Below are 13,685 nucleotides of genomic sequence, written 5' to 3' on the forward strand. Positions count from 1 at the left end.
CCTGGCACGCACTCTCGCCGCACCGGGCGCAAGGCCAAGTACGTCCAGTACGAGGCCGTGCGCCCGGCACGCCGAGAGCACGCACCAGACGCCGCAGGGCCGCCCTCCGGGCGACGACGGGAATTGTCAGACAGGCCCTAGCGCGTCTGCTTGTTTCTGCGCTAAAACTCGCCCATGTAATCAGCATCGAGCACGCTCGGACGCACGCGCCCCCACCCACGGACACGTCTCAGATCTCTCGTTGCCCTCGCCGCGCTCGGTCTCGCCGCGAGCCTCGCCGGGCCCGGTCACGCCGCCGCCGACGACGACAGCCGGGCCGGTGCCGTCGGCGACGTCACCGGTCTCCACCGCGACGGCTCCCGCTACACCCTCGACGCCGGGGCCGCCGAGGCCCGCGTCAGCTTCGTCTCCGAGGAGACCTTCCGGATCGAGCTCGCCCCGGACGGGGAGTTCACCGATCCCGCCGGTGACGCCATCGTGCTGCCGCAGGGCCGCCCGCCCGCCACCCGCGTCAGGGACAAGGGCGACCGCTACGAGCTGAGCACCGGCAAGGTCACGCTGCGCGCCTACAAGTCCCCGCTCCGCTTCGCCCTCTACCGCGACGACGGCACCCGGCTGTGGTCCGAGAGCGCCCCGCTCAGCTGGACCGGCGACTCCACCACCCAGACCCTCGACCGCGGCGCCGACGAGCAGTTCTACGGCGCCGGGATGCAGAACGGCCGCGGCAACACCTCACTGCGCGGCCAGACCGTCGAGGCCGAGGTCGACTACGACTGGGACGACGGCGGCCACCCCAACTCCGTGCCGTTCTACCTCTCCTCGGCCGGCTACGGCGTCTTCCGGAACACCTTCGCACCGGGCACGTACACCTTCGGCGCGCCCGTCACGGCCGCCGCGAAGGAGCGCCGCTTCGACGCGTACTACTTCGCGGGCAGCGGCTCCGACAGCGCCAAGGACGTCATCGGGCAGTACACGGACCTGACCGGCAAGCCCTTCCTGCCGCCGGTCTACGGCCTGGAGATCGGCGACGCCGACTGCTACCTCCACAACGCCAACCGCGGCGAGCGGCACACCCTCGACGCCCTCAAGGTCTCCGACCAGTACGTGAAGAACGACATGCCGCTCGGCTGGATGCTGGTCAACGACGGCTACGGCTGCGGCTACGAGAACCTGGCGGAGACCGCCGGGGGACTGCAGAGGAACAAGGCGCAGATGGGCCTGTGGACCGAGGACGGCATCGACAAGATCGCCGACCAGGTCAAGGCCGGGCAGCGCGTCGCCAAGCTGGACGTCGCCTGGGTCGGCGACGGCTACAAGTTCGCGCTCGACGGCTGCAAGGCCGCCTACCAGGGCATCGAGGACAACTCCGACGCCCGCGGCTTCACCTGGGCCCCCGAGAGCTGGTCCGGCGCGCAGCGCTGCGGCGTCCAGTGGTCGGGCGACCAGTCCGGCTCGTGGGACTACATCCGCTGGCAGATACCGACCTACGCCGGCGCCACGATGTCCGGGCTCGCCTACACCACCGGCGACGTGGACGGCATCTTCGGCGGCAGCCCCCAGACGTACGCCCGCGACCTGCAATGGAAGTCGCTGCTCCCGGTGACCATGACGATGGACGGCTGGGCGGCCAGCGACAAGCAGCCGTTCCGGCAGGGCGAGCCGTACACCGCCATCAACCGCAAATACCTCAAGCTGCACGAGTCGCTGCTGCCCTACCTGTACACGTACGCCCACGAGGCGACCGGGACGGGCGTGGGAGCCGTGCGGCCGCTCGCGCTGGAATACCCCGACGACCCGAAGGCCGCGACCGACGCCGCCAAGTACGAGTTCCTGACCGGCGAGGACTTCCTCGTCGCGCCGGTCTACAAGGACAGCGCCGTGCGGGACGGGATCTATCTGCCCAAGGGCACCTGGACCGACTACTGGACCGGCCGCGTCTACCGGGGCCCGACCACGATCGACGGCTACGACGCCCCGCTCGACACGCTCCCGCTGTTCGTGAAGGGCGGCGCCGCCGTGCCGATGTGGCCCGGCATCCGCTCCTACCAGGACCGCACCGCCGACTCGCCGCTGGCCTGGGACATCTACCCGCAGGGCCGGTCCTCCTTCGAGCTGTACGAGGACGACGGCGTGACCCGTGCCCACCGCACGGGCGCCTACGCCACCCAGCGGGCCGACGTCGACGCGCCGGTGTCCGGCGCCGGCGACGTGCGCGTGCGCATCGGCGCGAGCAAGGGCGACTTCAAGGGGAAGCAGACCGCGCGGCCCTACGCCTTCACCCTGCACACCGCCGACGCGCCGGACCAGGTCAGGATCGACGGCCGGAAGCTGGCGCGGGCGGCATCCAGGAGCGCGTACGAGAAGGCTGCGAGCGGCTGGTTCTACGACCGGGACGACCGGGGCGGCGTCGTGCTGGTGAAGACCGGCACGCGGTCCACGCGCCACTCGTTCACGCTCGACCTGCGCGGCACGGCCGCCGTGGGCGGGGCCGTGCCGGGCGCCGCCGCCGCGCTGAGCGCCCCCGCGGGCCAGGAGGCGGGCGCGGGCGTCGAGGAGAAGATCGCCGTCGACGTCACCGCGGGCACCAGGGACGCCACCGACGTCGCCGTCTCCCTGGCGGCGCCGGACGGCTGGCGGGCCGGCGCGCCCGTCACCCTCGACCGCGTCCCGGCCGGCACCACCCGGCGCGTAGCACTCGCCGTGACACCCGACAAGGACGCGAAACCGGGGGAGCAGCCGCTCACCGCCACCGTCCGGTACCGCTCCGCCGGCCAACAGCGCACGGCCCACGGCCACTTCGGCGTGAGCGTGGTGCCGCCGCCGCCCGCCGGGGACGCCTGGGCGAGCGACCTGCCCTGGCCGGCCTCGACCAACGGGTACGGGCCCGCCGAACGCGACCGCAGCAACGGCGAGTCCGGCGCCGCCGACGGGCACCCGCTCACCCTGGCCGGGAAGACGTACGACAAGGGCATCGGGGTGCACGCCGACTCCACGGTCGATCTCTACCTCGGCGGGCGGTGCTCCCGGCTGACCGCCGACGTCGGCATCGACGACGAGATCGACGGGTACGGCGAGGTCGCCTTCTCCGTCGAGGCCGACGGGAAGGTGCTGTGGACCTCGCCGAAGGTGACCGGCGCCTCGGCGACCGTGCCGGCCGACGTGGACGTGTCCGGGGCGCGGCACGTCCGGCTGAAGGTGACCGACACCAACGGGTCCAAGACCGGGGACCACGGGGACTGGGCAGGCGCCAGGGTCAGCTGCACGTCCGGGACATGACGGACGGCGGCGCCGGGCGGGGGAGGCCCCTGCCCGGCGCCGCCGTGCCGTGCTGCGCTACTCGTCGCCGTCGTCGCCCTCCGGGCGCGGCGGCTTCGGCGGGCGGGTCCGGCCGCCCGGATTGTCCCGCAGATAGCTCGAACCGTCCCCGCCGTCGGTCGCGTGCCCGCCGGGCGGGGCACCCGGATCGCGGCGCCGCAGGTACCGCTCGAACTCGCGGGCGATGGCCTCGCCCGTCGCCTCGGGCAGCTCCGCGGTGTCCCGCGCCTCCTCCAGGCTCTGCACGTACTCGGCGACCTCGCTGTCCTCCGCGGCCAGCTGGTCCACGCCCACCTGCCACGCGCGCGCGTCCTCGGGCAGCTCGCCCAGCGGGATGCGCAGGTCGATCAGGTCCTCCAGGCGGTTGAGGAGCGCCAGCGTCGCCTTCGGGTTGGGCGGCTGGGAGACGTAGTGCGGGACCGCCGCCCACAGGGAGACCGCCGGGACGCCCGCGTGCGTGCACGCCTCCTGGAGGATCCCCACGATGCCCGTGGGGCCCTCGTACTTGGTCTCCTCCAGGTCCATGCGCGTGGCGAGATCCGCGTCGGAGGTGACGCCGGAGACCGGCACCGGGCGCGTGTGCGGGGTGTCGCCGAGCAGGGCGCCCAGGATGACGACCAGCTCGACGCCCAGCTCGTGGGCAAAGCCCAGGATCTCGTTGCAGAACGAGCGCCAGCGCATGGAGGGCTCGATGCCGCGCACCAGGACGAGGTCGCGCGGTTTGTCACCGCCGACGCGCACCACCGAGAGCCGGGTCGTCGGCCAGGTCACCTTGCGGACGCCGTCCTCCAGCCACACCGTGGGCCGGTTCACCTGGAAGTCGTAGTAGTCCTCGGCGTCGAGCGCCGCGAAGACCTCGCCCTTCCACTCCTTGTCGAGATGCGCGACCGCGGTGGAGGCGGCGTCGCCGGCGTCGTTCCAGCCCTCGAACGCGGCCACCATGACCGGGTCGACCAGCTCGGGAACCCCCTCGAGCTCGATCACCCAGCGCCTCCTTCCGACGTCCCCGAGACCCTGATGGCCTGGGGGTACCCCCATCGCGTACCCGCCCACCTTACGGCGTCCGCAGGGGCCCTCCGCAGCCCCCCGCGACCCGCGGGTCGACCGGAACACTGCCCCGGACCGGGGGGTCGCACTCCACCCGGACGTGCCCCTTCGCCGCGGCGCCGTGCCGTCACAGGGTCGAGCGCAGCCACTGCTCCACGCTCGCGATGTGCACCGTCGCCCACGACCGCGCCGCCTCCGCGTCGCCGTCACGCAGCGCCGCCAGGATCGCGCGGTGCTCGTGCAGGGTGCGGCTGACCGCGTCCTCCTGGGTCAGGCCGCGCCAGATCCGGGCCCGGGTGGTCGGCCCGGACAGGCCGTCGAGCAGCGAGCACAGGACGGAGTTGCCGGCCGCCCGCACGATGCCGCGGTGGAAGTCGAGGTCGGCGGCGACCAGCTCCTCCACCGACGGCTCGGTGCCCAGGGCGTCCAGCTGGGCCGCGAGCGCGTCGAGCCGCTCCTCGGTGATCAGGGCGGCCGCCGTCGCCGTCGCGGCGGGCTCCAGGATGCGCCGGACCGCGAGGAACTCCAGGACCGTGTCGTCGCGGTGGAAGTCGACGACGAAGCTCAGCGCCTCCAGCAGCAGTTGGGGGTCGAGGCTGGTGACGTACGTGCCGTCGCCCTGGCGCACGTCCAGGATGCGGATCAGCGACAGGGCGCGCACCGCCTCGCGCAGCGAGTTGCGCGACAGGCCCAGCTCCGCGGCGAGTTCGCTCTCCTTGGGGAGGCGGTCGCCGGGGCGCAGCGCGCCGGAGACGATCATGCCCTTGATCTTCTCGATCGCCTCGTCGGTGACGGCCATGGCCACCCCTCCGCTCGTCCCCGGAGGGCCGATACCTCCGATGTCTCGGACCATTATGTGGCTACGGACGCCACCGAGGAGGCGGCCGGGGCGAGCGGGAGGCGGGGCCGCGGGCTCAGACCGTGGCCTGCTCCTCGGCGCCCGCGCGGTACAGGCGGCGCAGCCGCACGACGCCCAGGTCGTGCTGGTAGAGGTTCTCGCGCTGGTCGGCGTCGGCCGGCATCGCCTCCAGCATCACCCGGTCCTGCTCCAGGACCGCCCAGTGCCGCTCCTCGATCAGCGTCTTGTACAGGAACCGCCAGCTGTCGCGCTGCCAGCCCTGGACCGTGCGGTAGCGCCAGAAGAAGACCGCGCACCGCTCGGCGTCGACCGGCCGGACCATGCCGACGATGCCGAACGGCCCGCCGGGCCCGGCCGACGGCGGGTACGGGATCGACAGGTCGACCCAGTCCACGCCGGTGCGGCACAGCTCGACCCAGTCGAAGTTGACCCCGCGCTGGTCGGTCTTCTCGAAGAAGTAGCCGCGGCCGGTCTCCCGGATGCGGAACTTGGCGGTGGTGTCGCCGTCGAACATGGTGTGGGAGTCGTGGTGCAGGAACGCGCCGTGCATCGGGTCGAGCAGGTTCTCGACGGCGTAGCGCCACGGCACGTCCCACTCCGCGTAGCAGAGGATCGCGTCGGTGTCGGGGTCGGTGAGCGGCTCGGGCAGCGTCAGCGCGACGGGCTCCGGCTGCTGTTCGGTGCCGAAGTAGGCGAGGACGGCGCCCGCGACCTCGCGCACCGGCAGGGAGACGACGAGCTGCTTGCCCTCCAGGTTGCAGCCCGGCAGGCCCGGCACGGAGGAGACGGTGCCGTCGGTCTCGACCTCCACGCCGTGGTACCAGCAGGCCACCCGGTCGCCCAGGTGTTTGCCGAGCGACAGCGGGGCGCCGCGGTGCGGACAGCGGTCGGCCAGCATGCTCAGGGTCCCGTCGGAGCGGCGGAAGAGCAGCCACTGCTCGCCGAGGACGGTGACCTTGCGCATCGCGCCGGGCGCGACGAACGAGGACGGGACGACCGGGTGCCACTGCCCGCGCAGGCCGGTGGCGTAGAGGTGGTCGGCGGTCACGGGGGTCATGGCGGTCACGCTCCCAGTCGGTGCAGCTCGGCGCGGAAGGACTCCTCGGTCCACGGCGCCCCGTCGGGGGCGTGGACCTGGCGGGCGTTCAACCCGCGGACGACGTCGGCGAGTTCGTGGCCCTCTTGGGTGAAGACCTCTTCGAGGGTGGCGGCGAGCTTGTACTCGTACGGGCTCGGCTCGTGCGTACGGGACTGGTGGATCTCCAGGTACGGCCAGTCGGTCGCGGTGCTCATACGTGTCTCCAGAAAAAGGGGGGGCGGGTCACAGGTCGAGGACGAGGCGGCCCGACGCGCAGCGCGAGACGCAGATCATCATCGAGGTGCCGGCGGCGCGCTCGGCGTCGGAGAGCAGGAAGTCGCGGTGGTCGGGGACGCCGTCGAGCACCCGGGTCTCGCAGGACCCGCAGATGCCGTCGCGGCACGAGCTGGCCACGTCGAGGCCGGCCTCCTCGGCCGCAGCCAGGATCGAGTCGCCGGCGCCCACGGTGAGGGTGAGCCCGGACGTACGGCACTCGACCTCGAACGCGTCGTCGTCCGCGGCCCGTTCGGCGACGGGCGCCGCGAACCGCTCGACCCGCAGCCGCTCGGCCGGGCACGCCTCCTCGACGGCGGCCAGCAGCGGCTCGGGCCCGCAGCAGTAGACGAGGGCCCCCTCGGGCAGCTCCGCGAGCGCCGCGGCGAGGTCGATATGGCCCAGCTCGTCCTGCGGAACGAGGGTCAACGAACCGCCCAGTGCGTCGAGTTCGTCGGTGAAGGCCATCGAGGCGCGGCTGCGTCCGCCGTACACCATCCGCCAGGCGGCGCCCCGGCGCGCCGCCTGGCGTGCCATCGCGAGCAGCGGTGTGACGCCGATGCCGCCCGCGACGAACACGTACGCCGGGGCGTCCTCCAGGGCGAAGTGGTTGCGGGGCTCGGCGACCGTGACCCGCTGGCCGGGCCGCAGCGCCGTGTGCACGTGGCGTGAACCGCCGCGCGAGGAGGGTTCGTTGAGGACTCCGATGCGGTACGTGTCCGTCGCCGCCGGATCGCCGCACAGGCTGTACTGCCGGATCTGCCCGCCGACGTGCACGTCGACGTGGGCGCCGGGCTCCCAGGCCGGCAGCGGCTTGCCGTCGGGATGGGTCAGCTCGACGGACAGGACGCCCTCGGCCTCCCAGGTCATGCGGCGCACGAGCAGGGACAGGGGACGCTCTTCGGTCGTCGTCATGGCGCGGCCTCCCTACGCGGTGGGGATCTTCACGGGCGGGGTGAACGGGTTCTTCATCGGGCCGAGCGCCGCCAGGTCCACCTCGACGAGGACCGGCCCGTCCGAGGCGACGGCCTCGCCGATCACCGGCCCGGCGTGCTCGGCGGCCGCGATCCGCAGGTACGGCAGGCGGCAGGCGCGGGCGAGGAGTTCGAAGTCGGGCGTGGTCAGGTCGACGCCGGAGCGGCGCTCCGCGTAGCGGTCCTGCATGTTGCGCAGCACGCCGTAGCCGCCGTCGTTGAAGACGAGGACGGTGAGCCGCGGGCGTTCCTGGGCGACCGTGAGCAGTTCGCCGAGGTGCACGGCGAGCCCGCCGTCCCCGGCGATCACCACGGTGGGGCGCCCGGGCGCGGCGAGCGCCGCGCCGATACCCATGCCGAGGCCCTGCCCGATGCCGCCGCCGCGCGGGAACACGTTGGACCGCGGGTCGTACATCTCCAGGAGCCGGTTGCCCCAGCTGCTGGAGGCGATGGTGACGTCCCGGGCGACGACCGCGTCGCGGGGGAGCGCGGCGCGCAGCGCGTCGCAGATCGCGGCCTGCGGCCCGATGTTCTCGTGCAGTGCGGCCCGTACCTCGGATCGGACCCGGCCGGCGCGGCGCGTCCACCCGGGTTCGGCCCCGCGGGCGTGGGGGAGCAGGGCGCCGAGCACCTCGGCGGCGTCGCCGTGCAGGACGTGCGCGGCCGGGTAGACGCGGCCGAGGGCCGCCGCGTCGACGTCGATCTGGATGTGGGCGGCGGGCAGGGCCAGCCCGTAGTCGGCCGTCTCGTTGGACCGGAAGTGGGTGCCGACGCTCACCAGGACGTCCGCGTCGGCGAGCAGCGCGCGGCCCGCCGGGGTCGTCGCGAAGTTCCCGACGACCTGCGGGTGGTCCTCGGGGACGGCGCCGCGCCCCGAGTTGGAGGTGAGCAGTGCCGCGCCGGTCGCCTCGACCAGCGCGGCGAGTTCGGCGCCGGCCCGTACGGCGCCGCCGCCCGCCCAGATCACCGGACGTCGGGCGGTGGCCAGCAAGGCTCCGGCGGCCGCCAGTTCAGGTGCGCCGGGCGCCGGACCGGCCGCCTCCGGCACGGTGTCGGCGGCGTCGCTCTGCGCTGCGTACTGCAGGTCGATGGGCCACTCCACGCTCGCCGGTCCGCCGGGGGAGGCGAGCGCGGCGCGGGCCGCCTCGCGCAGCACCCGGCCCGCGTCCTGCGCGGAGCCGACGGTGGCGGCGTACGCGGAGACGGCCCGCAACATGCCGAGCTGGTCCTTCGTCTCGTGGATGAAGCCCCGCCCGCTGCCCAGGAACGTGGCCTCCACCTGCCCGGTGACGTGCAGCACGGAGGTGCCCGAGGCCAGCGCCTCCACCAGCGACCCGGCCGCGTTGCCCGCGCCGGTGCCGGTCGAGGTGAGCGCGCAGCCGATCCCGCCGCGGGCCCGCCCGTAGGCGTCGGCGGCGTTCACCGCGCTCGCCTCGTGCCGGACGGGGACGAAGCGCAGCGCGCGGTCGACCGCCTCGACCAGCGGCAGGTTGTGCACGGAGACGATCCCGAAGACCGTGTCGATGCCCAGTTCTTGCAGGACAGCGACGAGGAGGTCGCCCCCATTGGCGTAACGCATGCGCACTCCTCAGAGAATGCCGCGGCCGACTCCGCCGCAGACGTCGATGCTGGTTCCGGTGATGTACGAGGCCCGGGGCGCGAGCAGGGTGAGGACCGCGTACGCGACCTCCTCCGCCCGGCCGAGTCGCCCCAGGGCGATGCCCCGGTCCGCGGCCAGCTCCGCCTGCCACTCGGCGTAGGTGAGCCCGGAGTCCGCGGCGGCGTGGCGGCGCGTCCACTGACCGGTGTCGATCAGCCCCAGGCAGACGGAGTTGACCCGGATGCCGTCCGCGGCCAGCTCCGTGGCGAGGGACTTGGAGAGGTTGAGGATGCCGGCGCGGGCCGCGCTCGTCGTGATGAGCCGGGGCTCGGGCTGCTTGGCGAGGACGGCGTTGACATTGACGACGGACGCCGCGTCGGACGCCGTCAGCAGAGGGCGGGCGGCCTGCAAGGGGTTCAGCACGCCCGCGAACTTCAGCTCCAGCTCGTCGCGCCAGTCCTCCGGCGTCGTCTCGCCGAGCCGCTTCATCCGGGACTGCCCGGCGTTGTTGACGAGCCCGTCGAGCCGCCCGCCGAACGCCTCGGCGGCCGCCGCCACGAAGCCGCGGACGGCGGCGGCGTCCCGCACGTCGCACGCGGCCGTGAACAGCCGCTCGTGCGTGCCGATCCGCCGCAGCCGGTCGGCGTCGCGCCCGCACGTGGCGACACGGGCGCCCTCGTCGAGCAGGGCGCGGACCGTGGCCAGGCCGACGCCCGAGCTGCCTCCGGTGACCACGTAGGTCCGGTCGGCGAGGCCCAGATCCATGACAGCTGTCTCCTGTACGTCAGTGCATCGTGAAGCCGCCGTTGACGGCGATCACTTGTCCGGTGAGGTAGCGGGACTCCTCGGAGAGGAGGAAGGAGGCGAGGCCGGTCAGGTCGTCCGGCCGCTGGGCGCGGGAGATCGCCCGGTTGGTGGCGTAGAGCCCGTGCCGCTCGGCGGGGACCGTCTCGGTCGCCTCGCACTCGGTGAGGCCGGGGGCGAGGGCGTTCACGGTGATGCCGCGCTCGCCGAGCTCGCGCGCCATCGCCCGGGTCAGCGCGATCACGGCGCCCTTGGAGGCGATGTAGTGCGCGAGGCGGGGCGAACCGTAGAGCGCCGCGTCGGACGCGACGTTCACGATGCGGCCCACCGGCCCGAACAGCGGGTGCAGGGCCTTCGCGACGAGCCAGGGCCCGCGCGCGTTCACCGCCATCAGCCGGTCCCAGGCCGCGATGTCGATGTCCTGGAACTCCTTGCCGCCCACCCCGTTGGCGAGCGCGGCGTTGTTGACGAGCCCGTACAGCGGCCCCAGGCCGGCGACGGAGGCGGCCAGTCGGCCGACCGAGTCCGGGTCCGCGACGTCGCAGTGCACGAACCGGGCGTCGAGCCCCTCCGCTCGCAGCTCCTGCGCCGCCCGGGCCCCGCGCTCCGCGTCGACCTCGGCGACGACGACCCGGAAGCCGTCGGCGCCGGCCCGGCGGGCCATGGCCAGACCCAGGCCACGGCCCGCCCCGGTCACGACGACCAGGGGAGCGTCAGTCACGGGTGACACCGTGCATGGGGGAGTACTCGGGGTAGGACGGCACCTGCGGCTTCTGCGTGCCGATGACCACGCAGAACAGGGCGTCGGTGGACCCCTCGTTCTTCAGCGAGCGGGTCACGCCGGCCGGCACCACGATCATGTCGCGGTAGCCGAGCGTGCGGTACTCCGCCTCCTGCGCGCCGCGGTGGATGCCGACCCGGACCTCGCCCTCCAGGACGAAGAACGCCTCCTCCACGTCGTGGTGGGTGTGGGCCGGGCCCTCGGCGCCGGGCGGCAGCAGCATGTTGGAGAAGGTGAAGCCGCCGGAGGGCAGGATCCGCCGGTCGCCCTCGTGGTTGCCGGTAGCGCCGGAGCCGACGTAGCGGATCTGGCCGCGCCGGTACTGCGGGCCCGCCTTCTCCTGGAAGGAGAGCGTGTCGAAGTCGGCGACGCGGGACTTCTCCGTGGCGATCAGCGAGTCGGTGTACGCGCCGAGGTCGCCGCCGTTGTCGTACTCGGTGGTGGTCAGAGGCATGGCGATGGCCCTTCTGTCAGTGGGTGACGATGTGCAGGTGGGACAGGACCCAGGCGTTGAACCGCCCGGGCTGTTCCTGGTTGGCCAGGTGACCGGCGTCCTTGACGATCACGAAGGCGGATCTGTGCAGGGCTCCGGCGAGGAGCTGGGAGGCCTCGACGCCGGTGACCGTGTCGCGGTCGCCGCACACGACGAGCGCGGGCGCGGTGACGGCGGCCAGTTCGGGGCGCAGGTCCGCGCCGGCCATGGCCGCGGCGGCGTACCCGTAGCCGGGCAGCCGGACGGCGCCGGCCATGGTGTCGACGACCTGCTCGACGAGCGCGGCGGGCGCGAGGTCCGACACGAGCCGTGGCCCGCGCCGCTCGGCGAACGCCCGGGGCCCGAGCGCCGCCAGTTCGTCGGCGCGGGCCCGCATCCCGGCGGCCTTCGCCTCTTCCGTGCCCGAACCCGCGCTGGAGTCGGCGAGCACGAGCGAGGCGACGAGCCGCGGGTGCCGGACGGCGAGCCGCACCGCGATCACGCCGCCCCAGGACACGCCGAGCACGTGCGCGGACGAGCCGTAGGAGCGGATGACGTCGGCCGCCGCGTCCGCGAAGCCGTCCAGGTCCAACGGGGTGTCGGGGTCGGGGGACCTGCCGTATCCGGGGGCGTCCCAGGCGACGACGCGGACCTGCCCGGCGAGCCCGGCGAGCTGCGGCGCGAACGCCGCCGACGACGAGCCGATCCCGTGCAGGCACAGCAGCAGCGGGCCGTCCGTGCCGGCCTCCTCCACATGGACGGCGGTCACAGGATCTGCCCCGACCGCCCGGCCAGCGCCGCCAGCGAGCGCAGCACCGCGTACGGCACGACCTGGCTGGTCGCCGGGTTGGCGGGGTCCGGCCGGTGCGCCGCCTCGAAGCGGTACGCGCCGTGCGGCCCCGACGCCTCGATCACGTGCCGGGTCCGGGCGGCCCCCGGGTCCGCGACGACCCGGACCCGCACAGCGTCCGGGTCGCCGACGGCGAGGGCGACCGAGGCCGCGACGTTGGTCGACTTGGGGAACTTCACCGGCACGTCCCGCGCGGTGCCGGACATGACCTCGACGGGACCGGTCGCCGCCCGCATCCGCTCCAGCAGCTCCGCGTCCATCCACGGCTGCTCCAGCGTCGAGGGCAGCTTCGTCGTCGTCAGGCTCACCTCGTCCAGCGGGCCCAGCGAGCGGACCGCCTGGAGCAGGTCGAGGCCGCCGACCGCGCCGCCGGTGAAGAAGACCCGGCCGGGACCGGCGGCGAGCAGCCGCTCGGCCAGCTCGTCGTCGGTGAGGGCCCCGGTCGAGGCCACCAGCAGATCGGTGCCCGCGGTCAGGACGCGCTCGCCCCACTCCCGGACCACGCCCTGCCCGGCGGCCTCCACGAGCAGGTCGCAGCGGTCGACGGCGTCCTCGAAGGAGACCTGCGGCGCGGGCGCCGCGTCGCCGAGCGGACGGTTGTCGACGATCGCCGTCAGCTCCGCGCCCCCCACCTCCCGGTGGGCCAGGGCCGTGCCGACGACGCGCCCGATGGCGCCCCAGCCGACCAGGCCGACCTTCAGCGTGCCGCTCATGTGCGTGCTCCTTCCGGCGAACCGGCCATGTGACAGCGGATCTCCTTCGACGGCGCGCCCGCCGTGCCCCACAGGTCGGACAGTTCGGGGACGCGGCGCCACACCTTGGCGATCCACCGGTCCTCGACGACCTGCGCGACCTCGGAGGTGTACTCGCAGACCAGCCCGGTGGGGTCGGTGAAGTAGGAGAAGGTGTTGTTGCCGGGGCCGTGCCGCCCCGGGCCCCACTTCGGCACGATCCCGTGGTGGCGCAGCCGCCCCAGCCCCCGCATGAAGTGGTCGACCGAACTCATCTCGTACGCCACGTGGTTGAGGGAGACCCACTCGGCCTGGTTGAAGGCGACGCAGTGGTGGTCCGCGTTGCAGCGCAGGAACGCCATCTGGTGCTCGGACCAGTCGGAGACGCGCAGTCCGAGCACGTCGCAGTAGAAGGCGACGGCGGCGTCGATGTCGGGGGTGTTGAGGACGGTGTGGGTGACGCCGACCGGGACGGCCTCCGCACGGCCGCGGGGCCGCACGGCCCAGGTCTGCGCGGAGAGTTCGACGAGCCGGCCCTCGTGGTCGTGGAAGCGCAGGCCGTACCCGCCGCCGACCTGGTCGAGCGGGCCGGGACCCGCGACCGGCGCGATCCCGCGGGCCTCCAGGCGCCGCGCCGCCTCGTCGATCTCGGCCGGGGTGGCGACCGCGAAGACGAGCCGGCCGAGGCCGGTGCGTTCGGAGCGGGTCAGTTGCAGGGCGTGGTGCTCGTCGCCGGTGCCGCGCAGCCAGCTCGCGCTGTGCTCGGACTCGACGACCTCCAGGCCCCACGCGTCCTCGTAGAAGTCGGTGGCCTCCGCGAAGGAGGGGGTGAGCAGCTCGACCGAGCGCAGGGCGCGCAGCCGGGCTATCGGGAAATGCGACATCGGACTCTCCGGATTAC

The 13,685-nt window shown here is 73.7% G+C and carries 12 protein-coding genes and 1 pseudogene; 1 reads left to right on the top strand and 12 read right to left on the bottom strand.

The window, feature by feature from the left end; genetic code table 11:
* Window positions 1-225 precede the first annotated feature (225 nt).
* Window positions 226-3,276 (top strand): annotated as a pseudogene (locus ACIBW6_RS17945) (NPCBM/NEW2 domain-containing protein); the annotation flags it as partial.
* A 57-nt stretch (window positions 3,277-3,333) separates the two neighbouring features.
* Here ACIBW6_RS17945 and ACIBW6_RS17950 read toward each other — a convergent pair.
* The 12 genes from ACIBW6_RS17950 to ACIBW6_RS18005 form a co-directional block, all read right to left on the bottom strand.
* Complete coding sequence (locus ACIBW6_RS17950; RefSeq protein ID WP_399060565.1) at window positions 3,334-4,299, bottom strand: PAC2 family protein; 966 nt, start codon at window positions 4,297-4,299, stop codon at window positions 3,334-3,336.
* A 190-nt stretch (window positions 4,300-4,489) separates the two neighbouring features.
* Entirely contained in the window at window positions 4,490-5,161 is a 672-nt protein-coding gene (locus ACIBW6_RS17955) for a FadR/GntR family transcriptional regulator (RefSeq protein WP_399060567.1), read from the bottom strand.
* Between the two features lie 115 nt (window positions 5,162-5,276).
* Window positions 5,277-6,278 (bottom strand): Rieske 2Fe-2S domain-containing protein, encoded by a 1,002-nt coding sequence (locus ACIBW6_RS17960; RefSeq protein WP_399060569.1) that lies wholly within the window; start codon window positions 6,276-6,278, stop codon window positions 5,277-5,279.
* A gap of 5 nt (window positions 6,279-6,283) precedes the next feature.
* Window positions 6,284-6,514: a recombinase-like helix-turn-helix domain-containing protein gene (locus tag ACIBW6_RS17965; RefSeq protein ID WP_399060571.1), complete on the bottom strand. Its 231-nt coding sequence runs from the start codon at window positions 6,512-6,514 to the stop codon at window positions 6,284-6,286.
* Between the two features lie 28 nt (window positions 6,515-6,542).
* Window positions 6,543-7,487 (bottom strand): PDR/VanB family oxidoreductase, encoded by a 945-nt coding sequence (locus ACIBW6_RS17970; protein ID WP_399060573.1) that lies wholly within the window; start codon window positions 7,485-7,487, stop codon window positions 6,543-6,545.
* Window positions 7,488-7,499: 12 nt separating this feature from the next.
* Window positions 7,500-9,125, bottom strand: coding sequence for a thiamine pyrophosphate-binding protein (locus ACIBW6_RS17975; RefSeq protein ID WP_399060575.1), 1,626 nt, complete (start codon window positions 9,123-9,125; stop codon window positions 7,500-7,502).
* Window positions 9,126-9,134: 9 nt separating this feature from the next.
* Complete coding sequence (locus ACIBW6_RS17980) at window positions 9,135-9,911, bottom strand: SDR family oxidoreductase (RefSeq protein WP_399060577.1); 777 nt, start codon at window positions 9,909-9,911, stop codon at window positions 9,135-9,137.
* 19 nt (window positions 9,912-9,930) lie between these two features.
* Window positions 9,931-10,671, bottom strand: coding sequence for an SDR family oxidoreductase (locus tag ACIBW6_RS17985; protein ID WP_399060579.1), 741 nt, complete (start codon window positions 10,669-10,671; stop codon window positions 9,931-9,933).
* Window positions 10,664-11,185, bottom strand: a complete 522-nt coding sequence (locus tag ACIBW6_RS17990) for a cupin domain-containing protein (protein ID WP_399060581.1) — start codon at window positions 11,183-11,185, stop codon at window positions 10,664-10,666. Before ACIBW6_RS17990 ends, ACIBW6_RS17985 begins: the two co-directional genes overlap by 8 nt.
* A gap of 16 nt (window positions 11,186-11,201) precedes the next feature.
* Window positions 11,202-11,972 carry an alpha/beta fold hydrolase gene (locus ACIBW6_RS17995; protein WP_399060584.1) on the bottom strand — a complete coding sequence of 257 codons (771 nt, stop codon included), beginning with the start codon at window positions 11,970-11,972 and terminating at the stop codon, window positions 11,202-11,204.
* A complete protein-coding gene (locus ACIBW6_RS18000; RefSeq protein ID WP_399060586.1) occupies window positions 11,969-12,766 on the bottom strand; it encodes an aspartate dehydrogenase domain-containing protein in 798 nt (265 codons plus the stop codon). Before ACIBW6_RS18000 ends, ACIBW6_RS17995 begins: the two co-directional genes overlap by 4 nt.
* Window positions 12,763-13,668 carry a VOC family protein gene (locus tag ACIBW6_RS18005; protein ID WP_399060589.1) on the bottom strand — a complete coding sequence of 302 codons (906 nt, stop codon included), beginning with the start codon at window positions 13,666-13,668 and terminating at the stop codon, window positions 12,763-12,765. Before ACIBW6_RS18005 ends, ACIBW6_RS18000 begins: the two co-directional genes overlap by 4 nt.
* Between the last annotated feature and the right edge of the window lie 17 nt (window positions 13,669-13,685).

It is taken from the genome of Streptomyces sp. NPDC049813 (assembly GCF_044465085.1).
In the GTDB taxonomy this organism is placed as follows: Bacteria; Actinomycetota; Actinomycetes; order Streptomycetales; family Streptomycetaceae; genus Streptomyces.

What these genes read in the sequence shown, in the direction of transcription:
- ACIBW6_RS17955 (WP_399060567.1), bottom strand. Translation starts at nt 5,161, where the DNA reads ATGGCCGTCACCGACGAGGCGATCGAGAAGATCAAGGGCATGATCGTC.
- ACIBW6_RS17960 (WP_399060569.1), bottom strand. Translation starts at nt 6,278, where the DNA reads ATGACCCCCGTGACCGCCGACCACCTCTACGCCACCGGCCTGCGCGGG.
- ACIBW6_RS17965 (WP_399060571.1), bottom strand. Translation starts at nt 6,514, where the DNA reads ATGAGCACCGCGACCGACTGGCCGTACCTGGAGATCCACCAGTCCCGT.
- ACIBW6_RS17970 (WP_399060573.1), bottom strand. Translation starts at nt 7,487, where the DNA reads ATGACGACGACCGAAGAGCGTCCCCTGTCCCTGCTCGTGCGCCGCATG.
- ACIBW6_RS17975 (WP_399060575.1), bottom strand. Translation starts at nt 9,125, where the DNA reads ATGCGTTACGCCAATGGGGGCGACCTCCTCGTCGCTGTCCTGCAAGAA.
- ACIBW6_RS17980 (WP_399060577.1), bottom strand. Translation starts at nt 9,911, where the DNA reads ATGGATCTGGGCCTCGCCGACCGGACCTACGTGGTCACCGGAGGCAGC.
- ACIBW6_RS17990 (WP_399060581.1), bottom strand. Translation starts at nt 11,185, where the DNA reads ATGCCTCTGACCACCACCGAGTACGACAACGGCGGCGACCTCGGCGCG.
- ACIBW6_RS18000 (WP_399060586.1), bottom strand. Translation starts at nt 12,766, where the DNA reads ATGAGCGGCACGCTGAAGGTCGGCCTGGTCGGCTGGGGCGCCATCGGG.
- ACIBW6_RS18005 (WP_399060589.1), bottom strand. Translation starts at nt 13,668, where the DNA reads ATGTCGCATTTCCCGATAGCCCGGCTGCGCGCCCTGCGCTCGGTCGAG.